Here is a 21734-nt window from a genome sequence, read left to right as displayed (position 1 = left end):
ATCTGGATAGTACTCATGGATAAAGAATCCCTGGCCTTACTGGAAGATCTTTTTGAACAAGCGGCTGCGGACTTTGCCGCCCATGGTTTCGCAAGAGTAAACACCCAACTTGCGAACCCAACCCGCGAGCGGATTCAGCATGCAGGGGAATTCTTGCTGGAGCGGGCGGCGGAGAAGTTTCCGAATCTTGATCCATATGTCTCATCGAGTTCGGACGGAACGATCAACCTGGTCCTGGGCCGTCACAAGACGCAATGAGGGTTGTGCCAGTGGATGTTTCGGCGTCCCGCACCGCTATGGCGATGAATCGCACTCACCTGAACTCGGTGGGTGGCACACCCTCCCAGCGTTTGAACGCTCGCCGGAAGTTAGCCACATCGCTGTAGCCCAGCGAATAAGCGATCTCCTGCACGGTCAGGCGCCCGGCCTTCAAGTGCTCCACCGCCAAGGTACGCCGGACGTCTTCGAGAATCAGCTTGAAAGTCGTGCCTTCGTCCAGCAGATGACGGTGAAGGGTGCGTGGGGTCATGTGGAACAGACGGGCCGTCACCTCCAGACTGGGGAAACCGTTTTGCTTTTCCAGCATGAGCCGGCGGATGCGCACGGTGAGGGACGTCTTTTCGGTGAGCTTCATCAGTTCGCGCTGGCAGATCTGCTCGGCCTCGCGGAAGGCGACCGGATCGGCCATGCGCAGCGGGAGGTCCAGCAGGGCGGAGTCGAAGGTGAAGCCTGCCCAGGGCTGCGCATAGGCAACCGGGCAGTTGAACATTGCGCTGGCCAGGTCCGCGTAATCCGTCGCCGGTAACGGGAAGTTGACCTGGTTGACCCGTGCGCTGCCGGGCGTAATGGCGTCGAATACGTTCTTGATGGCCAGCATTACCGCCTCCAGCACGGTCTGCTGGATGGGGCCGAGCGGATAGCTGGGAACGAACTGGATGTGTTCCAGTTGCGCCGCCTCGTCATGTTCATGCCTGAGCGTCACGAGTGTGGTGCGTACCGCAAGGTAACGCTCCACGAGCTGGATCGCCTGACGCAGCGATTCACTCTGCAGGGCCGCGTAGCCCAGGATGCCGTGGGTGTTGATCCCCAGTCGCTCGCCCAACAGCAGGCCAAACGCAGGCTCGTCGGTCAGTTCCAGTGCGTGTTCGATAAGCCGGCAAAACAACGGAAAGCCTGGCTGGTAGCTCAGGTCATCCAGTTGCCGCGGTTCGACACCGCACTGGAGCAGCCAGTCGGCCGGGTCCGCGCCCATTACCCGCAGCTGTTCGGCAATCTGTCGCAGGTAGTGCACGGGGAGCAGGAAGTCGGCCATGGGAGCAGCAGGTTCTCGTGATCTGGCTTAGCGCCAGAATGTCAATTAATGACCCCCTGAATGTCAATCCAGGCGCTCTCTGCCCACCGCCCCTGCGCCCTAGGATTTCAGCGTCCCAAACCTCTACGCCAATAACTAGAACAGGAGGACGCATGTTTTCTCTCTTTACCCGGCATCGCCCAACCACTGCGTTGATCAACGGGGTCAGCGTCAGGGTTGATCCGAAAGAGACGCTGCTGCAAGCCGCCCTACGCCATGGCATCGACTTTCCCCACAGCTGCCGTGTCGGCGGTTGTGCCAGCTGCAAGTGCAAGCTGGTGTCGGGCAGGGTCCGTGAACTGACCGAGACGGGCTACATCCTGTCCGCTGAAGAACTGGACGCCGGCTACATCCTCGCCTGCCAAAGCGTGCCTCGTGGGGATGTACGCATCGAAGTGGCCCTCGCGCGCCAGCAGAGCAGACGCCAGGTGCGCGGGAAGGTGGTGGCGCAGGACAAACTGACCCACGACATCACCCGGCTGGTCATCCAACTGGAAGAAAGCCTGGCATACCGCGCCGGCCAGTACGCCGACCTCAGCCTCGACAGCCTGCCGCAATGGCGCCGCAGCTTCTCCTTTGCCAGCCCCGCACAGCCGGATGCCCAGGTGAGCTTCTTCGTACGCAGGGTGCCTGGTGGGGTGTTTACCGGCGTGGTCAACGACCGCCCGCTGCTCGGCCACGGCGTGACCGTGGAAGGTCCATTGGGTGATTTTCACCTGCGCTCGGCGGACGCTCCCCTGCTGCTGATTGCCGGCGGTAGCGGCCTGGCCCCACTGCTGGCGATGTTGCAGGGCGCCATGGCCAATGGTGCTTCCCGCCCCGCCACGCTGCTGTTCGGCGCCCGCCAGGCGCGTGATCTCTATGCCCTGGGGGAGATCAGCGCCATCGCCGCGCAATGGCGCGGGTCATTCAGTTTCGTACCCGTGCTGTCTGAAGCTGCCGCCGATGCCGCCTGGCGAGGCGAGCGCGGCCTGGTGACGGCGCTGATACCTGCGCTGCTCCAGCCTGGCGCCCATGCCTACCTGTGCGGACCACCGGCCATGATCGACAGCGCCATCACGCTGTTGCGCGACGCCGGAGTGGCTCGCGAACACATCCATGCCGATCGATTCACCACCCTGCAAGACGTGCTACCCACGTCGGCCTGACCGCCTTCACAACAACAAGAGAGACGACCATGAACGCCCTGCACTACCTCAAATACTTCCTCTTCCATGCCATTGGCCTTCTGGCGGCCGTAGCGATTCTCGCCGGTGGCGCCTGGATCACCTTCGGCCTGGTGGCGGTGCTGGTGATCTACCTGATCGGCGACGCTGTCTGTGGCGACGACATCAGCACCCCGCGGTTCAACTATCCCGGCATCCTGACCGTGCAGCTCTGGCTGGCGCTGCCGCTACTGGCCTTCATCGTGTTCTCCGCAGTGTGGAGTGTCAGCAGCGGCGACCTGTTCGGCTTCGGCCGGGCATTGAGCCAGCTGACCGGCTACGACCTGATCGCCGCACGGGACGCCACCTTCGTCGGCCATTACCTTTCCACCTGGATCATCACCGGTCTGATGATCGGCATGGTTGGCACCATCACCGCCCATGAGCTGACGCACCGCACCTGGGACCCGGTTTCCATGCTGGTCGGCCGCTGGCTGCTGGCCTTCAGCTTCGACACCATCTTCTCGATCGAGCACGTCTACGGTCACCACCGCTACGTGTCCACCCGCGAGGACCCGGCCACCGCGCCGCGCGGCCGCAACGTCTACGTTCACATCCTTGCCTCAACGCTCAAGGGCAACCTCAGCGCCTGGCAGATCGAGCGGAAGCGCCTGGCGCGCAAAGGCCATGCCCTGTTCGGCTGGCGCAACGCGGTAATCCGCGGCCACCTGATGAGCCTGCTGCTGGTGCTGGCGGCCTATGCCATTGGCGGTCCGGTAGCCGCGCTGTTCTTCACCGCCTGTGCCCTGTGGGGCAAGGCGCTGCTGGAGATCGTCAACTACATGGAGCACTACGGTATGGTGCGCAACCCGGCAACCCCGGTGCAGCCGCGGCATTCCTGGAACACCAACAAGCGCATCAGCTCCTGGGCGATGTTCAACCTAACCCGCCACTCCCACCATCATGCCCAGGGCGAGGTGCCCTATCAGGACCTGAAACCCTTCGCGGACGCGCCGATGATGATCGGTGGCTACCTGACCACCATCATCGTCGCGATGATCCCGCCACTCTGGCACAAGCTGATGACACCCAAGGTGCTGGCCTGGGACCGCCACTACGCCAGTGCCGAAGAGCGCCAATTGGCCGCCGAGGCCAACGCTCGCAGCGGCATTCGCGAGCTGATGAGCCACGGCGCGGCCTGAGTTCACCCATTGAATTTGACGCCTCCCTGAAACACCACGCCGCCGACAGGAATGTCCTGCCGGCGGCGTGGTGTTCAGAGCAGGCAGGCCCGCCAGGGCCTTGCCGTTGTCGTCACTTCAGGTCATAGCGGTCCAGGTTCATCACCTTGGTCCAGGCGGCGACGAAGTCATTCACGAACTTCTGCGGCGAGTCGCTACTGGCGTAGATCTCCGCAATCGCCCGAAGCTGGGAGTTGGAACCAAAGACCAGGTCGACCACGGTGGCTGTCCACTTGAGATCGCCGCTGGTGCGGTCACGCCCTTCCAGCACATTCGCATCGGACGCGGAACGCTGCCATTTCGTGCTCATGTCCAGCAGGTTCACGAAGAAGTCATTGGTCAGCGTTTCAGGCCGCTTGGTGAATACACCGTGCTGCGCCTTGCCGTAGTTGGCGCCGAGAACGCGCAATCCACCGACCAGGGCGGTCATCTCGGGGGCGCTGAGTTTCAGCAACTGCGCCTTGTCCACCAACATCTCGGCCGCCGAACCCTCGAATCCCTTCTTGGCGAAGTTGCGGAAGCCATCGGCGAGCGGCTCCAGCGGTGCAAAGGATTCCACATCCGTCTGCGCTTGCGAGGCATCGGTACGGCCCGGTGCGAAGGGTACGCTCACATCGACGCCCGCCTTCTTCGCGGCGGCTTCAACGCCCACACCGCCAGCCAGAACGATCAGGTCAGCGAGCGAGACTTTCTTGCCGGAAGCGTTGAAGTCCTTCTGGACGCCTTCCAGCGCCGCGATGACCTTCGCCACCTCAGCCGGCTGGTTCACCTCCCAGTCCTTCTGCGGAGCGAGACGCAGGCGAGCGCCGTTGGCACCACCACGCTTGTCGCTGCCACGGAAGGAAGCCGCTGCCGCCCAGGCCGTGCTGACCAGTTGGGAAACGGACAAACCTGTCGCGGCGATCTTTGCCTTCAACGCGGCAACATCCTGCTCATTGACCAACGGATGGTCGACGGCGGGTACCGGGTCCTGCCAGATCAGCTCTTCTTTCGGTACCAGCGGGCCGAGGTAGCGGCTGCGCGGCCCCATGTCGCGGTGAGTCAGCTTGAACCAGGCGCGGGCGAAGGCGTCTTCCAGTTCCTTCGGGTTGTCTTTGTAGCGCCGGGAGATCTTCTCGTACACCGGGTCCACGCGCATGCCCATGTCGGCGGTGGTCATCATCGGTGCATGGCGCTTGCTCGGGTCATGGGCGTCCGGCACGGTGCCATCCCCGCTGGTGCCAACGGGTTTCCACTGGTGTGCGCCCGCCGGGCTCTTGGTCAGCTCCCACTCGTAGCCGAACAGGGTTTCGAGGTAGCTGTTGTCCCACTTGGTGGGCGTCGGGGTCCAGGCGCCCTCCAGGCCGCTGGTGATCGCGTCCCCCCCCTTGCCGGTACCGAACGCGTTCCGCCAGCCCAGGCCCATTTCTTCGATAGGAGCGGCTTCCGGCTCCGGTCCGACGTTGGCCGCATCACCGGCGCCGTGGCATTTGCCGAAGGTATGTCCACCGACCGTCAGGGCGACGGTCTCTTCATCATTCATGGCCATGCGGGCGAAGGTTTCACGGACATCGCTCGCCGAGGCCAGCGGGTCCGGGTTGCCATCCGGGCCTTGCGGGTTCACGTAGATCAAGCCCATCTGCACGGCGGCCAGCGGGTTTGCCAGTTCCCGATTGCCGGAATAGCGGCTGTTGGGCTTGTCACTGGTGGCGAGCCACTCTTGCTCGGCGCCCCAATAGACGTCGTCCTCCGGCTCGAAGATGTCTGCACGACCGCCGCCGAAGCCGAAGGTCTTGAAGCCCATGGATTCCAGCGCGACGTTGCCGGTGAGGATCAGCAGGTCGCCCCAGGACAGCTTGTTGCCGTATTTCTGCTTGATCGGCCAGAGCAGGCGGCGCGCCTTGTCCAGGTTGCCGTTGTCCGGCCAGCTGTTGAGCGGCGCAAAACGCTGGTTGCCGGTGCCCGCGCCACCCCGTCCGTCGGCGATGCGATAGGTGCCGGCGGCGTGCCAGGCCATACGAATGAACATCGGGCCATAGTGGCCGTAGTCGGCCGGCCACCAGTCCTGGGAATCGGTCATCAACGCGTGGAGGTCCTTGATTACCGCGTCGAGGTCGAGGGTCTTGAAGGCTTCGGCGTAGTCGAATTCACCGCCCAATGGATTGGATTCGGCCGAGTGCTGATGAAGGATCTTGAGGTTCAGTTGGTTGGGCCACCAATCCGCATTGGATGGAATCACACCTGCGATCACATTTTTGCCAGAGAACGGGCACTTTGCTTCGCTTGACATACTTATCTCCTCTTCTTGTCTTCAGCCAATCACCCTATTCAGCTTGGAATCCACTTCACGACCCAGCCAATAGGTTTTGGAAATGGCATTGATAGTAGACAAGGATTGTGAAAACCATGCGGGCGTGCCCGTTCTCGCAGCTAGGCCGACGCTGCCGCAGCATCGATATCTCTCTGGATATCAAGGGCTTTGAGGGTGTTGCGTCTTAATGGTCGAATTGATTTAGCTGGCTGATGGACTGTTCTGGTCCTCATAGGCGGACTTAATCGCCCGGCCAGGAATGCCAGGGTCTGAGGGGGTGTCAGACGTGTCCCTGGTTCAAACCTTCCATTCCCGCGTGCACTCCATGAGGAAGTCGATGAAGGCGCGCAGGCGCAGCGGCACGTGGCGGCCGTGGGGATACAGCAGGGTGAAGGGACGGGAGCGCCCGCCGAACTCCGGCAGGACCTCAACCAGGCTGCCCTCCTCCAGCTCCTTCTCGACAATGAAGCGGTAAGTCTGGAACAGACCGGCGCCATGCCGGGCCAGGGTCACCCCGCCCAGCACATCGTCCGAACAGCAATAGTTGCCTGTGGCGAGTATCTCGCGCTCCTTGCCGTTGTCGGTGAACAGCCAGGAGATACGACGTCCGCTGCTGGGTAGCTCGTACTGGATGCAATCGTGACCGGCGAGGTCGTCCAGGGAAGTGGGTGTGCCAGCCCTGGCCAGGTATTGCGGCGCGGCAACCACGACCAACCGTGCGTCTTCGAGATGGCGGGCAATGAGCGTCGAATCGGGCTGGGCGCGCACACGGATCGCCAGGTCGTAACCCTCGCCGACGAAGTCGATGTTCCGGTTACTCAGGTGAACATCGATCCTCACACCGGGATGACGCTCCCTGAAGCGCGGTAGCAGCGGGAGGATGCGGTGGTGGCCATAGGTCGTGGGAATGCTGATGCGCAACTCACCGGACGGTTCGAGCTGCTTGCCCATTACTTCACGCTCGGCTTCCACCAGTTGGGTCAGCGCCTGCCGGCACTGCTCGAAATAGGCGCGACCGCCCTCAGTGAGGCGAATACTGCGCGTTGTCCTCATGAACAAACGTGTTCCCAGGCGCTCTTCCAGCCTGGAAATCGAACGGCTCACGGCTGCTGGCGTAACCCCGGCCGAGAGCGCTGCAGCCGTGAAGCTGCCCTCCTCCGCGGCAAGACAGAAGAGCTCGATGCTGCCCAGCTGGATGTCATCAAAGTGGCGCTTCACGATTCATTACACCGGGTATCAACTGAAGTATCCGAGCCTACATTTATCTATACGCGAAGCACAAATACAGTTGGCTCCAGACAGCCACTCCCACGGCCTTTCGCCCGGAGCCTGGCTGATGACCACCGCCATCAGCAGAGGAAACGCAAGATGCCCTTCGTAAGCGTACGAATCACCCGAGACGGGGTTACCCGGGAGCAGAAGGCCCAGGTCATTGCCGAGATCACCGACACCCTGCAGCGCGTACTCGGCAAGCGCCCCGACCTCACGCACATCGTCATAGAGGAAGTGGATACCGACAACTGGGGCTATGCCGGAATGACGACGACCGAGTACCGGAAGAACTCGCCAGGCTGACCTGCCAACCCCCCCCATCCATTCGCCTCCAAGGCAAACCCGTTCCCACTTTTGCGAGAAACCACCATGAGCAAGCACACCGTTGTCATCACCGGCGCATCCAGCGGTATCGGCCTGGGCCTGGCCAAGGCCTTCATCGAAAACGGCTACAACGTCGTGGGTACCGCTCGTTCCATCGAGCGCCTGCAGGACGCCGCCGCGAGCCTGGGCAACCCGAGCAACTTCGTTGGCGTTGCCGGCGACGTGGCCGATCCGGCGACCGCCCGCAAGATTTTCGCCGCCGCCATCGAGGCCTTTGGCAGCGTCGAAGTCCTGGTCAACAACGCAGGCTTCTTTATGGCCAAGCCCTTCACCGACTACACCCCGGAAGACCTTGAGTCGCTGTTGGATACCAACCTCAAGGGCGTGGTCTACACCTCCCAGGTGGCAGCCGCGCACATGAAAAAGCAGGGGGGCGGACACATCGTGAACATTTCCGCGGCCGTTGCCCTTCAGCCCAACATCAACGTGCCGGCAGCCCTGCCCGTGCTGATCAAGGGCGGTATCAACCAGATGACCCGTGCGCTGGCCCTGGAACTGTCGCGGGACAACATCCAGGTAAACGCAGTCGCCCCCGGTATCATCGACACCCCGATGCACGACCCGGCCGCCCGCGACTTCCTCAACAACCTGGCGCCATCCGGTCGAGTCGGCACGGTCGAGGAAATCACCGATGCGGTGCTTTACCTGGCCAGCGCGGGCTTCACCACCGGCGTCGTCCTTGCCGTGGACGGCGGGATGAGTACCGGAACCTGGTGAGAGTGTTGTGCAAGAGAATGGGAGGCCTGGCCTCCCTTTTTCATTGTGCGGTATCCAAAATCGCGTTCAGGCATCGGTCTGGTAGCAGTGCGGCGCCTTACTTCTCCGCCAGTTCACTCAGGATGCGGTAAGCCAGCTTCACGCGTTCTTCGTTAGGGTAGTTCCGGTTGGCCAGCAGCACGATGCCGAACTGCTTTGCCGGCACAAAGGCCACGTACGCACCAAAGCCGTTGGTGGAGCCGGTCTTGTTGACCCAGACGTCCCTTTGCGGTGGCAACGGTGGCGTGATGGCTGTCACGGCTTTACTCTCCAGCGCCATCTGACTGCCATTACCCGCCAGCAGAGTCTCCAGGGCGACTGGGTAGCTGTACTGCTCCCAGATCAGGTCCTGGGTCATTGGGCCCAGCCGGTAGTAGCCGGTCCGGGTAGCATCGATGGCGCGCTGTAGCCTGGCATCCCCAGCGGTCGAGTCCAGTTGCGCCTCGACGAAACGCAGCAGGTCGCTGCTGCTGGTCTTCACTCCGTAGGCTTCAGCAGCCAGTACGGCCGGATTCACCCGCACCGGTGCGTCTTCCTTGTTGTAGCCCTGGGCATAGCGCGACATCGCACTCGCCGGCACGTCGATGAAGGTGTTGCCCATGCCAAGCCTCGGCAGGAGTTCGAACTCCATCGCCTTGGCATAGGGCATGCCGAGGCTACTGGCCGCGATCACACCTAGCAGGCCAATGCTGGGGTTGGCATAGGTCCGGTAGGTGCCAGGGGCGAACCGGGGCTGCCAGGACCTGTAGTAGTCCATCAACTGTTGGTGGTTCTGGATCTCATCGGGCAGTTGCAGCGGAAATCCACCCGCAGTGTGCGTGGCCAGGTTGATCAGGGTCACCGGATCGAGCTTGCTGCCTTTAAGTTGCGGCAGGTACTGCCCAGGACTGTCCGAGAGGGATAGTTTGCCGTTGGCTTCGGCATAGGCAGCCAGCGTTACCGTCAGCGTCTTGCTGACCGAGCCGACTTCAAAGAGGGTGTCGCGAGTGACCGCCTGCCGGGTCTCCCTGGACGCCACACCGAAGTTGTAGAAGTGCTGCTCGCCGTTGGCGGTGACTGCGATGGCCAGGCCCGGAATACCGTACTGCTGCATGACGTGCACTGCAGCTTGCTGCACGGCGGCGCCGATATCTGCCCGCTCGCCATCGGCCATGGCATGGCCAGCGAGCGAAGTGACAAGCGCGAACAGAAGCCTCTGCACGCTGCGCTTTCCTGGTGGGCGCATCGGGACGTCCTTTGGTGATGAAAAGGGCAAGAACCTACCAAATCAGGCAGGCGCATCCAATCCAGGCTCATCACCAGATGTTGCGCGACCCCGATAGGCCGCGCATGGCTAGCGCACGAGTTCAGTGACTGCCGGCGCCCTCCCCCATTGTTGCCCGCCGTTCCTGCAGCAGCTTCTGGATGATAGCCTCCTGCTCTGCGTAGTCCCCTTCGCCGATATGCAGGTGGCGAACCCGCCCGTGGGCGTCGATGAAGTAATGCGCTGGCCAGTACTGGTTGGTGAACGCGTTCCAGATGCGGTACTGGTTATCGATGGCCACCGGGTGCTTGACGCCCAGGCGAACGGTCGCCTCGCGCACATTGTCGATGATCCGTTCGAAGGGGTATTCGGGCGTGTGCACGCCGATCACCACCAGGCCCTGGTCAGCGTAGCGCTTGGCCCACTCGTTCACGTACGGAAGGCTGTTCCGGCAGTTGATGCAGTCGAAGGTCCAGAAGTCCACCAGGACCACCTTGCCGAGCAGCTGTTCGTTGCTGAGCGGCGGGCCATTGAGCCACTGGGTGGCGCCCTCCAGCGAAGGCATCGCACCCAGGTCCGGCAATTGCTCGATGCTATCGGCATGGGCATTGCCCACCAGGCGTTCCACCAGCGCCGGAATCCCCTCGATCGCCTTGCGCTCCAGCTCGAACACCAGGCGCGAGGAACCCGCTCCTGCCAACTGGTCACTGGTGCCGCTTGCAATGCCAACGACCGCCAGCAAGGCCAGGCCGCCGGCGCCGCGACGCAGCCATTCCATCGCGTGCAATGACAGCTTCGCGCGCTGGAACGCACCGCGGCCCAGGAAGATCAACGCGCCCATCGCAACTGCACTGCCGAGGCCGTAACTGAGTAGCAGAAGGCTAGTGGACGCACTCGGTCCATTGAGCATCGCGCCGGAGAGGATCAGGCCGAGGATGGGGCCCGCGCAGGGCGCCCAGAGCAACCCGGCGGCACACCCCAGGAGCCAGGTCGAAAGGACCGGCGGCAGTCCTCGGGCATCAGCGTGCAAACGGTTGCCGAGCCAGACCCAGGGCCGCGACAGCCAGGCACCGACACGCGTCGAGAGCAGAGCCATTGCCGATACCGCCAGCAGGCCCAGGGCCAGGTAGCGGCCCCACTGGCTGGCCTCGATCACCCAGTTACTGGAAACCACTGCCAGGCTCGCCAGCACGGCGAACCCCGAGGCCAGGCCGGCCAGGGTCACGAGCGGCGACCAGGCTGGGCCACCGGCGCGGGAAAGTAGCAGGGGCAATACGGGAAGGATGCAGGGACTGAAGAGGGTCAGCACCCCGCCTAAAAAGGCAACAAGCAACATGGGCACCTCGATGTGGAATGCGCCCGGGATGATCCGGGCGAGCGAACCAGGCCGTCCTTGGCACACCGGTCCGGTTAAGGGGGGATGCGACTGGGCATCCGTGCGATGCCCATTTCAGTAGCGGGAGGTATCGCGGATATGTCTGACACCATCGGCGATTGCTGCGCCAGGTATCGACAGCACCAGCGGATACAGACGGATACGCAAGGCTATTGTGCAAGCTCGGGTATCAGGGCCACGCTGGATACACTGCAATACAAAGGCCGACGGGCAAGCGCCATCGAGCCCGATACACTAGCGCCGACATAGGTGTTGTGAGGACTGCCCATGGACCATATCGATCACATCCTGGTCGTCGACGACGACCGGGAAATCCGCGAGCTGGTTGGCAACTACCTGAAGAAGAATGGCTTGCGCGTCAGCCTGGCGGCCGATGGTCGGCAGATGCGAGCCTTCCTCGAGGGCAATGTGGTCGACCTGATCGTGCTCGACATCATGATGCCCGGCGACGATGGCCTGCGCCTGTGTCGCGAACTGCGCGTCGGCAAGCACAAGGCGACACCGGTGCTGATGCTGACTGCGCGCAACGAGGAGACCGATCGCATCATCGGCCTGGAAATGGGCGCCGACGACTACCTGACCAAACCCTTCTCCGCCCGCGAGCTGTTGGCGCGGATCAACGCCGTGCTGCGCCGTACCCGCATGCTGCCGCCGAACCTGCAGATCAGCGAAAGTAGCCGGCTGATCGGCTTCGGCAAATGGCGCCTGGATACCACACAGCGCCACCTGCTGGACGCCGAGGGCACCCTGGTGGCCCTGAGCGGCGCCGAGTACCGCCTGCTTCGGGTTTTTCTCGACCATCCCCAGCGCGTGCTCAGCCGCGAGCAACTGCTCAACCTGACCCAGGGCCGCGAAGCGGATGTCTTCGATCGTTCCATCGACCTGCTGGTCAGCCGCCTGCGCCAGCGCCTGCAGGACGATGCCCGCGAGCCGGCCTGCATTAAGACGGTGCGCAGTGAAGGCTATGTCTTTGCGCTACCCGTGCAACTGATCGAGCCAACCGCGTGATGACCCTGCCCCACTGGCCGCGCACCCTGGCGGCGCGCCTGGCACTGATCTTTCTCAGCGGCCTGTTGCTGGCCTACGGACTGTCCTTCGCCTCGCAGTTCTACGAGCGCTACCAGACCGGGCGCGACGTGATGCTGGGCAACCTGGAATATGACGTGAGCACCGCCGTGGCCCTGATCGACCGGCTGCCGGCGGACGAACGCGCCGCCTGGCTGCCGCTACTGGAACGGCGCAACTACCGTTATCGCCTCGATGAGGGTTTGCCGGGCGTGCCCATGGACATGAACCAGGCACACATGGCAGCGATCTCCATCGAAAGGGCTATCGGCCAACGCTACGCCCTGCGCTTCGAGAACATTCCCGGACCGACCCCGCACTTCCAGGCCCACCTGGTGCTGAGCGATGGCCAGCCGCTGACGGTGGATGTCACGCCCAGGCCGATTCCGGTGGCCCAGTGGCTGCCGGTGGTCCTGGTCCTGCAACTGCTGTTGCTGCTGGCCTGCACCTGGCTGGCAGTGCGCACGGCCATTCGCCCGCTGACCCGCCTGGCAGAGGCCGTCGACCAGCTAGACCCCGACGCCCCCAGCCTGGAACTCGACGAGCGCGGCCCGAACGAAGTGGCCTACGCCGCCCGTGCCTTCAATGCCCTGCAGGGGCGAATCGGCAGCTACCTGAAGGAGCGCATGCAACTGCTGGCGGCCATTTCTCACGACCTGCAAACCCCCATTACCCGTATGAAGCTGCGCGTCGAGCAGATGGATGCCTCGCAGGAGCGAGACAAGCTGTGGAGCGACCTCAATGAAATGCAGCACCTCGTGCGCGAAGGCGTGGCCTATGCACGCAGCATGGATGGCGCCAGCGAAGCCTTGTGCCGGATCGACCTCGACGCCTTCCTCGACAGCCTGGTCTGCGACTACCAGGACAGCGGCCAGGCGGTGAGCCTGAGCGGCAGCAGCGGGATGCAACTGGAAACCCGCCCCCATGCCCTGCGCCGGGTGCTCAGCAACCTGATCGACAATGCCTTGAAGTTTGGCGGCTCGGCTCAGCTAGTTGTGCAACGCGATGTACAGGGCACCGTGCAGGTACAGGTACAGGACAACGGCCCGGGCATCGCCGAAGAGGAACTGAAGGAGGTGTTCAAACCCTTCTACCGAGTGGAAAGCTCGCGCAACCGCAGCACTGGCGGCACAGGACTGGGCCTGGCCATCGCCCTGCAATTGAGCCAGGCGCTGGGCGCCCGTCTGACCCTGCGCAACCGCGAGAGCGGTGGCCTGTGCGCGCAGCTGGAGCTCGGCGCCACGGGCTGAGGCACCGTACACAGCGATACACGTCGGGCTGCAGCGGACACATGCGGGACAAGCCCCGTTGCCAGCATAGGCACAGGAGCAGCGACAGCATCCCGCGGTCGCGCTCAGTTCAAAGGAGCCCGCCCGTGACCCCCATCGCCTTCGCCCCGCTCAAGCACGCCTACCAGCAACTCGACCGACTGGGTGCCTGGAGCGCCGACATTCCCCTGCGCCTGTTCCTCGCCTGGGAATTCTTCGAATCCGGCCTGGAAAAGTGGAACGGTGCAAACTGGTTCGAACAGATCAATTCGGCCTTCCCCTTTCCCTTCGACCAGATTCCCGCCAGCGTCAACTGGCAAGTGTCGATGTGGGCCGAACTGATCGCCCCCGTGCTCTTGCTGCTGGGTCTCGGCACGCGCTTCGCCACCCTGGTGCTGATGATTTTGACCCTGGTGGCCATCGCCGCCGTGCACTGGCCGGCGCACTGGTCAAGCCTGTCGGAACTCGCCCTGGGGTACTCCATCAGCGACAAGGGTTTTGGCAACTACAAGCTGCCGCTGATCTACCTGGTGGCCGCAATGCCTCTGCTACTCAAGGGTGCCGGGAAATTCAGCCTGGATGCCTGGCTGTTCCGCCGGAAAGCCTGACCCGTTTGGATGCGCGGGATTTTTCGTACCTGTAACACGATGGGTTTCGCAGGCTCTACCCATCCTACGTGGGCGCGCCGAGTGGCTGTACGTAGGATGCGGTTGAGCGGAGCGAAACCCATCGGCAGTCGAAGACACGCATTCCACGAGACAGTAAAAAGCCCGCACGCCTTTCCAGGCGCGCGGGCTTTTTGTAGGGGCAGGAACTGATCAGGGAATGTCGAAGGTCACCTCGATGTTCCCCCGGGTGGCCTTGGAATACGGGCAAAGCTGGTGCGCTGCGTCCACCAGCCGGGCCTTGTCCCCGGTTGCCAATCCCGGCAGCTCCACGGTCAGTTTCGCCGCCAGGGCGAAACCACCGTCGGCGGTGTTGCCCAGGGCAATATCGGCCACCACCGCTACGTCGTCCGGCAGGCGGATCGCCAGGCTCTGGCCAGCGCGACGCAGTGCCCCGATGAAACAGGCGGACCAGCCGACGGCCAGGAGCTGCTCGGGGTTGGTACCCGGCTGCCCCGAACCGGGTGGGCTCAGGCGAACATCCAGTTCGCCATCGGAAGACTTGCCGCGGCCATCGCGGCCGCCGGTGGTCCGGGTCTGTGCGACATAGAGGTTTTTTTCCAGAATTGCGGTCATCAATGAGTCTCCACAGATGGGGAAATACCGGGGCAAACCGGCATCGAAACGCGTGTCAGCCACGGGTGCCAAGCACCACACCCTGAGCACGCAGGTTTTCCAGCAGGGCCAGGCCCTGCGGCAGGATGGTTTCGCTGTCGGCACCAATGACCTCGGCCAGTGCCGCCAGGTGTTCCCGGCCGGAGCAGTTCCGCTCCTGCAACGAATCGAGCAGTGCATGGGCCAAGGGCGCCAGCCGCGAGAAGTGCACCTTCATGTCCGCCCCGCGCTGCGCCAGCACCAGGGTCGGCTGCTCCGGGGCCTCATGCGGCAAGTAGTCGGGGCCGATCTCACTGACCGGCCACTGGTAGGCCAGCGGCCAAGCCAGATTGGATAGCAGGGGCACTCCATCGAGCAGGTCGCCCTTCCGGTCGTGGGCTGGCTCGCGCCGGTCACTCAGGAGCAGCGCGGCCTCCACCCACTCGTAATGCGCCAGTTCCACCACCCAGGGCGGCAGTCCCTGGGCATCGGCCCCGCCCTCTGCCAGATAGTCGACGAACTCGCCGGAAATCTCGGTGAACAAGGGCGTCTGGCAGCGGTAGTCGGCATAGAAGGACTCGATCAGCGGCAGCCACTGCTTCGGCCCAAGGCTGGCGCGCAGCACGGGGAAGCCACCGGCCAGCAGCGACTCCACATTGCCAAAGAACAACTGCCGGTAAACCGCCAGCCGCCGTGCCTCGATACCGGGCGGCGGCGCATTGTGCTGCGGGTCGCGCACGTAGCGCGCCATGCTCATCAATTGGTCATGCAGTACCTCATGCATGGCGCACCTCCGGCCATGTCTGCACAGCTTGTTGCCGCACACGAATCTGCTCGACCTCGGTCAGCAGTTCTACCAAGGGAGGGAAGTTGAAGTCCCGTTCCAACAAGGTCGGCAGCGCACCAAAGCGCCGATAGGCCTGCTCCAGCAAGGACCAGACATCCGCCTTCACTGTGGCGCCGTGGGTATCGATCTTGAGGTCCGGCGCTTCGTCGTAATGACCGGCCACATGCACGTAGACAACCCGCTCCGTCGGCAGCGCCGCCAGGTATTCCGTGGCGTCGTAACCGTGGTTGATCGAGTTGACGAAAAGGTTGTTGACGTCCAGCAACAGGTCGCAGTCGGCCTCCTCCAGTATCGCGCGGACGAAGTCGATCTCCTGCAGCGCCTGGTACGGCGCGGCGTAGTAGGAAATGTTCTCCACGGCAATACGGCGCTCCAGGGCATCCTGGGTCTGGCGAATTCTCTGGGCGACATGGCGTACCGCTTCGTCGGTGAAGGGCAGCGGCAGCAGGTCGTAGAGCTGGCCATCGTCCGAGCAGTAGCTCAGGTGCTCGCTGAAGAACACAACATTGTGATGGTCGAGGAAATCGCGGGTGCGCTGCAGCAGGTTGCGATCCAGGGGCGCCGGACCACCGAGAGACAGCGACAGGCCGTGACAGGCCAGCGGAAAACGCTCGGCCAGGCGTGCCAGGCCGTCCCCGTGGCGGCCACCGACCTTGATCCAGTTGTCGGGGGTGCACTCCAGAAAGTCCACGGCACCGGCGTCCATCTCCAGCAACTCGGGCAGCAGCGCGCGACGCAGGCCAAGGCCTGCACCGTAGGGGAAAGCGGCGGTGGTCATGGCAGTTCTCCAGCGGGGTGGAACCCTCCCAGGCCAAGGGCACAGGGAGGGTGGGACGAGTGACCTCGAATCAGTTCTTGGCCTGGCTCATCTTGGTGAACAACTCAGTGGGGACTTTCTTGCCGTTGGAGGTGTACTGGTTGCTGCGGAACTTGTAGACCTCGCCCTCGGACAGGAAGCCGTCCTTGTTGGTGTCCATCGCAACGAATTCCGCACCGCCGTTCGGGGCCACGGTCAGAAGTTCCTTGCGTGAGACCAGGCCGTCATCATCCGTATCGGTGCGGGCGAAGGAGGCGTCGCCGCACTTGCCTTCACCGCACTTGCCTTCGCCCGCTTTGGCATTGCCGGCTTCGGCAGCGCCGCATTTGCCTTCGCCACACTTGCCTTCGGCCTGGGCTGCCTTGTCACCGGCTTCAGCCGCACCACACTTGCCTTCTCCACATTTACCTTCACCCGCCTTGTCGGCAGCGGCCAGCAGGTAGCCCTGGGGCAGCGCCTCCACGGCGAAGGCGGTGGACGAAGCCAGGTTGATGCCGCCGGCCAGGGCGACAGCCATCAGGCCAATACGGGCCTTGTTTGAAATCTGGGTACGGGACATGGAGTTTCTCCGGATAGGGGTAGCGGCCAGGCCGCGCAGGTCATGCCACAAGGGCGTTGTAACCCTGGAGCGAGGCGCCAGGGCTAACCTCGTTGGGGTGTGGCTATTAAGCCGCTGCCGTGTATCCGCGGCGTATCCATGCAAAGGCGCATTTGTAAGCGAGTCAGCGAGGACTGGGGGCGGATACAAAGGGATACGTGCGCTGCCGCAGGCGGTGATTGGCCGAATGCCGCCCGTAATTCGCCTGGCATCCGTGGACCCGGCGCCAATCCGAAACGCAGAGCGTCTAGAATTCGCCGTTCACGTGAGAGAAATGCGCTGCGGCCAGGATTCGCGGGTGGAAAGGGTCCATCGCAAAGCCTGAACCATGTTGCCGAACAGGGTGCTCCGGCACCGCTCCGATCACCGTTCCTATTCGTACAAGTGCCCTGCCCTATGGAAGAGGTCCAAACCTCCCTGGTCCTGCTCCCGGGCCTGCTCAATGACCATCGCCTCTGGGCGCACCAGGCCGATGCGCTATCCGACGAGGCAAACGTACAGATCGCCGACCTGACGCGAGACAGCAGCATCGCTGCCATGGCCCGCCGCGTGCTGGAGGAGTCTCCGCCTCAGTTCGCCCTGGCGGCGCTGTCCATGGGCGGTTACGTGGCCTTCGAAATCCTGCGCCAGGCCCCTGAGCGTGTGTCGCGCCTGGCCCTGTTCGACACCATGGCAAGCCTCGACTCGGCGGAGCGCGCGGCCACTCGCCAGGGACTGCTGGAACTGGCTAATCGCGGGCGTTTCATCGGCGTCAGCCCACAATTGATGCCGCGCCTGATCCATCCGCGCTGGCTCGACTCCGAGGTTTCCGCCACCGTGCAGCAGATGGCGGTTGCGGTGGGCAAGGAAGGTTTCATCCGCCAGCAACAAGCAATCATCGACCGCCCCGACTCAGTGCCGTTGCTTGAGGACATCCGTATCCCCACGATGATCGTGGTGGGTGCCGAAGACCAGCTCACGCCGGTCGCCGAAGCCCATCTGATGCATGAAAAAATTGCCGGCTCGCGACTGGAAATCCTGCCGCAATGCGGGCACTTGCCGCCGCTGGAGGAACCCGAGCGCACCACGGCGTTGCTGCGGGAATGGCTAGGCCAGCGCCCTGCTCCAGAGTTCGTCTACACCCTCTGAATGCAGCATGCCTTCCGTCGGAAGCGGAAGGCATCGCTGTGGCGCGTGGTCCAGTTCGGAATGGCTTCTACTTTCGGCCCGAAACGCACATAGTGCCCGCCTTCGCCTTGCCATCACACCAATACCGCCATGACCCAGACACCGAACAACCCCCTCCACGGCATCACCTTGGAAAAGCTGCTGAACGAACTGGTCGACCATTACGGCTGGGACGGTTTGGCCAAGCGCATCGATATCCGCTGTTTCAAGAGCGACCCCAGCATCAAGTCCAGCCTCACCTTCCTGCGCAAGACACCCTGGGCGCGTGAGAAGGTCGAGGCGCTGTTCGTCGATCTACGCAAGCGGGGCGCCTGACCCGCTCGCTGCCAGCATGCCGCGCCACAAATGGCGCGGCGAGGTCCACCTTCACTCCTCCAGCTTCAGCAACGGCTTGTCCTTGTTCACGATGTAAGTGGCCAGTTCTGACGCATCCACCTTGCCGATGTTCGTCGCGACATGGGGAGTGCCGGCCGGGATGAACAGGGATTCACCGGCCTTGAGAACGACCGGCGCACGTCCTTCCAGTCGATATTCGAAGGTGCCCGAGATGACATAGGCGACCTCCGCCCCCGGATGCGAGTGCCGTGGGGACACGACGCCCGGCTCGAAGTCCACCCGAACCTGGATGGCTTCGTAGCCCGGAACTTCCAGATCGTGGCGCGAAAGATCGGTGCGGTGGATACCGTTCTGCCAGCTTGGGGGGCTGGCTGTGTCTTCAGCGTGGGCGAGACCTGCGAAAACGACCAGTGCTGCAGTGGTGGTGAGAAAACGTACATGCCACATGACTGTGACCTCTCGAATGGGTGGGATTGGAAGCTCCACCCTATTCACGCCACGTACCGCGTATGTGTCGGCGCATCGAGGTTCTGCAAGCCTGCATGTGCAAGGCCGGGGCGGACACAGAGAAATACAGAAGCGGCAGAGGTGCAACGACACCGATGGGGGCATGCCGCTCTCGGCGGCATGGGCGTTGACTGTTTGGGAATTGGTGGCAGCAGACGGGACCAGGACTGAGCGCCCGCCGGGCTTTTGCTGATGGGTATCGCGTTGCTCCACCACATCCTACGGAGTGCACGTTGCATAGTGTCCGGACTGGCGGCTAGTAGTCCGCAATGCGCGCTGACGGGCGATACTTTACAGGTAGGCCCGCGTCACTTTGGCGTCTGATCTGGATGGCAAGGCGGAGGTGACGACACTACACCGCCGCCTTGGTGAATCAGCATGGTCTGGAGTCTGGCGCTGCACCTGGGCGCTAGCCCAACTGATCGATCATCACCGAGTTGGTGTACACCAGGCTGCCATCGCTCTCGCGGTGGCCCACCAGGTGGAACTGGCCGCGCTCGTCGTCTTTGCTGAGATAGACGCGGAATTGCACGTCAGACAATGAACCGCACTCGCTGGGCGTGATCAGCTCCATGTGCTCCATATCGGCGGCGATCATCATTTCCCGCTCATGGGTTTGCTGCAGGCGCTCTTCCGCTTCCTCAAGCCGCAGATGGTCGGCGTCATTGACGTGGAAATGCAAATCCCCCATCGGGATCGACTTTTCCGCACCCTCGGGCTTGCACCAGCTTTTGATAGTCAACGTGTTCATCTAGCAACCTCCTGACGTGGGCGTTGCCACACCTGATGTTCAATCACCAGTTTAGACAAGCCCTATCGGCGGACTACGTCATCCATCGCCGCAAGCCGCGTGTCACAAGGGCTGCAGGGATTGCCCGAGAACACGAATGCTATAATTTTCAAGTGAAAGAACCATCAAGTTTCATTGATGCTTCGCAGATAACCAACCGGAATAACGCGATCAATTGCGGGAGACGGCAGACCACTTCGAACAAGAACCCGGAGGTGCGGCATGAATCGGCACTACTACATCAGTGACAACCTCGACGATCTGGAAACCCTTGAGTCCGAGCTTGAGGCCAATGGCATCAATACGGAACAGATCCACGTACTGAGCGACAAGGATGCCGATGTCGAACAACACCATCTCCATGACGTGAATTCCTTCATGAAGCAGGATGTCGTCCACTCGGGCGAGATTGGAGCGGTGATCGGTGTGCCGCTGGCCGCGCTGATCCTGCTGGTCGCCTGGCTGGCAGGCTGGACGGACACACCGGCGGGCTGGGTACCGTTCGCGTTCCTTGCCGTGGTGGTGCTCGGGTTCTGCATCTGGGAAGGCGGTTTCTTCGGTATCCAGGTACCCAACGCCCACTTCCGCAACCTGAAAGAGAAGGTCAAGGAAGGTGAACACATCTTCTTCGTGGATGTGGAGCCGGAACAGGAATCCACGCTCGACCGGGTCATCAACCACCATCCGCAACTGCGGCTGGCCGGAACGGGTTCGGCTTCACCGCACTGGATAGTCTCCTGGCTGCACCGCTGGCATCAGTTCAAGCGGACGATCTAGGGGGGGCCGCTCTCGACCCCTCTCCCTGCAGGGAGAGGGGTTACCCGCCCCCCGCGCGTTAGTGCAAGTCTGTGGGGCGCCAAGTTGGGTTTCGCTCCGCTCTACCGCAACCTACAAAGGCAGGCCATGCGTTTGTAGGAGCCAATTGATTCGCCAAGCAGGACGCAGTCCTGCCACAACCGCATCTCAATGCTCGCAGCTACTGCCCCAGGAACGTTCCGCGGGTGAAGAGTACGTAGTCGGCCTCGGCCGCCATCAACCCCACCAGCACCAGCAGGCACAGCGGCGGCACCAGGATGGCGTAGACCAGCGCCAGGCGCTCCCAGGCCATGTGCATGAAGATCGAAACAATCAACCCGGCCTTCAGCAACATCAGGATGAGGATCATCGACCAGCGGAAGTACCCGGTGAAGTGGAAGTAATCCACGAGGTACGACAGGGTACTGAGGACGAACAGCAGCCCCCATATCTTCAAGTACAGGCTGATCGGGTGTTGTTGACCTTGCGCATGTGCCATCTCATCTCTCCCCGGCCCTACCACAGGTAGAAGAACGCGAAGATGAATACCCACACCAGGTCGACGAAGTGCCAGTAGAGCCCGGTGATTTCGACGATCTGGTAGTTCCCGCGTTTCTCGTAGTCCCCACGCAGCACCTTGAACGCCACGGTGCAGAGATAGATCACGCCCACCGAAACATGCAGCCCGTGGAAGCCGGTGATCATGAAGAAGCAGGCACCGAACTGCGCCGCACCCATCGGGTTGCCCCAGGGCCGCACACCTTCTTCGATAAGTTTGCTCCACTCGAACGCCTGCATGCCGACGAAGGTGGCACCCAGTGCAGCGGTCGTCAGCATCAGCGCCGCGCTGCGCACCCGGTCGCGTCGATATCCGTAGTTCACGGCCATGGCCATGGTGCCGCTGCTGGTGATCAGCACGAAGGTCATGATGGCGATGAGAATCAACGGAATACTCGCACCGCCGATGGTCAGGGCGAAAACTTCGCTGGGGTTCGGCCAGGTGGCGGTGGTGCTCATGCGCACCGACATGTATCCGGTGAGGAAGCAGGTGAAGATGAAGGTATCGCTGAGCAGGAAGATCCACATCATCGCCTTGCCCCAGGGCACCTGCTTGAAAGCGTCGCGATCCGAGGACCAGTCCTGTGCGATGCCCTGCCAGGTCGTTGGATTGCCGACCGGCGTTTCCCGCGTCGATGTGGCCATGGTG

24 protein-coding genes are annotated in these 21734 nt (G+C 62.7%); 11 read left to right on the top strand and 13 right to left on the bottom strand.

The window, feature by feature from the left end; genetic code table 11:
* The first annotated feature begins 15 nt into the window (after positions 1-15).
* Entirely contained in the window at positions 16-258 is a 243-nt protein-coding gene (locus E8F20_RS28255) for a hypothetical protein (protein WP_280286716.1), read from the top strand.
* Between the two features lie 55 nt (positions 259-313).
* Here E8F20_RS28255 and E8F20_RS28250 read toward each other — a convergent pair whose 3' ends face one another.
* The gene (locus tag E8F20_RS28250; RefSeq protein ID WP_280286715.1) at positions 314-1312 is read right to left on the bottom strand and encodes an AraC family transcriptional regulator; all 999 of its coding nucleotides are present in this window, start codon (positions 1310-1312) and stop codon (positions 314-316) included.
* Positions 1313-1464: 152 nt separating this feature from the next.
* Between E8F20_RS28250 and E8F20_RS28245 the strand changes: the two genes are divergently transcribed.
* Together E8F20_RS28245 and E8F20_RS28240 are read left to right on the top strand one after the other, a co-directional pair.
* Complete coding sequence (locus E8F20_RS28245; RefSeq protein ID WP_280286714.1) at positions 1465-2499, top strand: 2Fe-2S iron-sulfur cluster binding domain-containing protein; 1035 nt, start codon at positions 1465-1467, stop codon at positions 2497-2499.
* A 29-nt stretch (positions 2500-2528) separates the two neighbouring features.
* Positions 2529-3698 (top strand): alkane 1-monooxygenase, encoded by a 1170-nt coding sequence (locus tag E8F20_RS28240; RefSeq protein ID WP_280286713.1) that lies wholly within the window; start codon positions 2529-2531, stop codon positions 3696-3698.
* A 112-nt stretch (positions 3699-3810) separates the two neighbouring features.
* Here the strand turns inward: E8F20_RS28240 and katG are convergent, their stop codons facing one another.
* Together katG and E8F20_RS28230 are read right to left on the bottom strand one after the other, a co-directional pair.
* On the bottom strand, positions 3811-6006 hold the full coding sequence (gene katG / locus E8F20_RS28235) for a catalase/peroxidase HPI (protein WP_280286712.1): 2196 nt from the start codon (positions 6004-6006) through the stop codon (positions 3811-3813).
* Positions 6007-6324: 318 nt separating this feature from the next.
* Positions 6325-7245 (bottom strand): LysR family transcriptional regulator, encoded by a 921-nt coding sequence (locus tag E8F20_RS28230; protein ID WP_280286711.1) that lies wholly within the window; start codon positions 7243-7245, stop codon positions 6325-6327.
* Between the two features lie 150 nt (positions 7246-7395).
* Here E8F20_RS28230 and E8F20_RS28225 point away from each other — a divergent pair, with 150 nt between their 5' ends.
* Together E8F20_RS28225 and E8F20_RS28220 are read left to right on the top strand one after the other, a co-directional pair.
* Positions 7396-7602, top strand: coding sequence for a 4-oxalocrotonate tautomerase family protein (locus E8F20_RS28225; RefSeq protein WP_028628284.1), 207 nt, complete (start codon positions 7396-7398; stop codon positions 7600-7602).
* Positions 7603-7668: 66 nt separating this feature from the next.
* A complete protein-coding gene (locus E8F20_RS28220; protein ID WP_280286710.1) occupies positions 7669-8400 on the top strand; it encodes an SDR family oxidoreductase in 732 nt (243 codons plus the stop codon).
* A gap of 97 nt (positions 8401-8497) precedes the next feature.
* Here the strand turns inward: E8F20_RS28220 and ampC are convergent, their stop codons facing one another.
* Positions 8498-9592, bottom strand: coding sequence for a class C beta-lactamase (gene ampC, locus E8F20_RS28215; RefSeq protein ID WP_280286741.1), 1095 nt, complete (start codon positions 9590-9592; stop codon positions 8498-8500).
* Positions 9593-9785: 193 nt separating this feature from the next.
* Positions 9786-11018 carry a cytochrome c biogenesis protein CcdA gene (locus tag E8F20_RS28210; RefSeq protein WP_280286709.1) on the bottom strand — a complete coding sequence of 411 codons (1233 nt, stop codon included), beginning with the start codon at positions 11016-11018 and terminating at the stop codon, positions 9786-9788.
* A gap of 327 nt (positions 11019-11345) precedes the next feature.
* Here E8F20_RS28210 and E8F20_RS28205 point away from each other — a divergent pair, with 327 nt between their 5' ends.
* The 3 genes from E8F20_RS28205 (at position 11346) to E8F20_RS28195 (ending at position 14019) form a co-directional block, all read left to right on the top strand.
* A complete protein-coding gene (locus tag E8F20_RS28205) occupies positions 11346-12086 on the top strand; it encodes a response regulator (protein WP_028628280.1) in 741 nt (246 codons plus the stop codon).
* Positions 12086-13393 (top strand): HAMP domain-containing sensor histidine kinase, encoded by a 1308-nt coding sequence (locus E8F20_RS28200; RefSeq protein WP_280286708.1) that lies wholly within the window; start codon positions 12086-12088, stop codon positions 13391-13393. Before E8F20_RS28205 ends, E8F20_RS28200 begins: the two co-directional genes overlap by 1 nt.
* 125 nt (positions 13394-13518) lie before the next feature.
* Positions 13519-14019 (top strand): DoxX family protein, encoded by a 501-nt coding sequence (locus E8F20_RS28195; RefSeq protein ID WP_280286707.1) that lies wholly within the window; start codon positions 13519-13521, stop codon positions 14017-14019.
* Between the two features lie 210 nt (positions 14020-14229).
* Here E8F20_RS28195 and E8F20_RS28190 read toward each other — a convergent pair whose 3' ends face one another.
* The 4 genes from E8F20_RS28190 to E8F20_RS28175 all read right to left on the bottom strand — a co-directional run bounded on the left by E8F20_RS28190 (position 14230) and on the right by E8F20_RS28175 (position 16893).
* Positions 14230-14652 (bottom strand): organic hydroperoxide resistance protein, encoded by a 423-nt coding sequence (locus tag E8F20_RS28190; RefSeq protein ID WP_280286706.1) that lies wholly within the window; start codon positions 14650-14652, stop codon positions 14230-14232.
* A gap of 55 nt (positions 14653-14707) precedes the next feature.
* Positions 14708-15454 carry a putative DNA-binding domain-containing protein gene (locus E8F20_RS28185; RefSeq protein WP_280286705.1) on the bottom strand — a complete coding sequence of 249 codons (747 nt, stop codon included), beginning with the start codon at positions 15452-15454 and terminating at the stop codon, positions 14708-14710.
* Complete coding sequence (locus E8F20_RS28180; RefSeq protein ID WP_280286704.1) at positions 15447-16295, bottom strand: DUF692 domain-containing protein; 849 nt, start codon at positions 16293-16295, stop codon at positions 15447-15449. The genes E8F20_RS28185 and E8F20_RS28180 overlap by 8 nt, the downstream gene beginning before the upstream one ends.
* 70 nt (positions 16296-16365) lie before the next feature.
* Positions 16366-16893, bottom strand: a complete 528-nt coding sequence (locus E8F20_RS28175) for a hypothetical protein (protein ID WP_280286703.1) — start codon at positions 16891-16893, stop codon at positions 16366-16368.
* 435 nt (positions 16894-17328) lie between these two features.
* Here E8F20_RS28175 and E8F20_RS28170 point away from each other — a divergent pair, with 435 nt between their 5' ends.
* Positions 17329-18060 (top strand): alpha/beta hydrolase, encoded by a 732-nt coding sequence (locus tag E8F20_RS28170; RefSeq protein ID WP_280286702.1) that lies wholly within the window; start codon positions 17329-17331, stop codon positions 18058-18060.
* A gap of 129 nt (positions 18061-18189) precedes the next feature.
* Positions 18190-18414 (top strand): VF530 family protein, encoded by a 225-nt coding sequence (locus E8F20_RS28165; protein ID WP_028628272.1) that lies wholly within the window; start codon positions 18190-18192, stop codon positions 18412-18414.
* Positions 18415-18465: 51 nt separating this feature from the next.
* Here E8F20_RS28165 and E8F20_RS28160 read toward each other — a convergent pair whose 3' ends face one another.
* Complete coding sequence (locus tag E8F20_RS28160; protein ID WP_280286701.1) at positions 18466-18882, bottom strand: cupin domain-containing protein; 417 nt, start codon at positions 18880-18882, stop codon at positions 18466-18468.
* A 469-nt stretch (positions 18883-19351) separates the two neighbouring features.
* Complete coding sequence (locus E8F20_RS28155; protein ID WP_280286700.1) at positions 19352-19693, bottom strand: hypothetical protein; 342 nt, start codon at positions 19691-19693, stop codon at positions 19352-19354.
* A gap of 261 nt (positions 19694-19954) precedes the next feature.
* On the opposite strand from E8F20_RS28155, the gene E8F20_RS28150 reads away from it, so the two are divergent.
* Positions 19955-20509 (top strand): magnesium transporter, encoded by a 555-nt coding sequence (locus E8F20_RS28150; protein WP_280286699.1) that lies wholly within the window; start codon positions 19955-19957, stop codon positions 20507-20509.
* A gap of 199 nt (positions 20510-20708) precedes the next feature.
* On the opposite strand, the gene E8F20_RS28145 is transcribed toward E8F20_RS28150, so the two are convergent.
* Together E8F20_RS28145 and E8F20_RS28140 are read right to left on the bottom strand one after the other, a co-directional pair.
* The gene (locus tag E8F20_RS28145) at positions 20709-21026 is read right to left on the bottom strand and encodes a cytochrome C oxidase subunit IV family protein (RefSeq protein ID WP_280286698.1); all 318 of its coding nucleotides are present in this window, start codon (positions 21024-21026) and stop codon (positions 20709-20711) included.
* Between the two features lie 17 nt (positions 21027-21043).
* The gene (locus E8F20_RS28140; protein ID WP_280286697.1) at positions 21044-21730 is read right to left on the bottom strand and encodes a heme-copper oxidase subunit III family protein; all 687 of its coding nucleotides are present in this window, start codon (positions 21728-21730) and stop codon (positions 21044-21046) included.
* Positions 21731-21734: the final 4 nt, after the last annotated feature.

It is taken from the genome of Pseudomonas sp. BN415, assembly GCF_029871195.1.
GTDB lineage: Bacteria > Pseudomonadota > Gammaproteobacteria > Pseudomonadales > Pseudomonadaceae > Metapseudomonas > Metapseudomonas resinovorans.
This window is presented reverse-complemented; position numbering and strand designations above follow the sequence as displayed.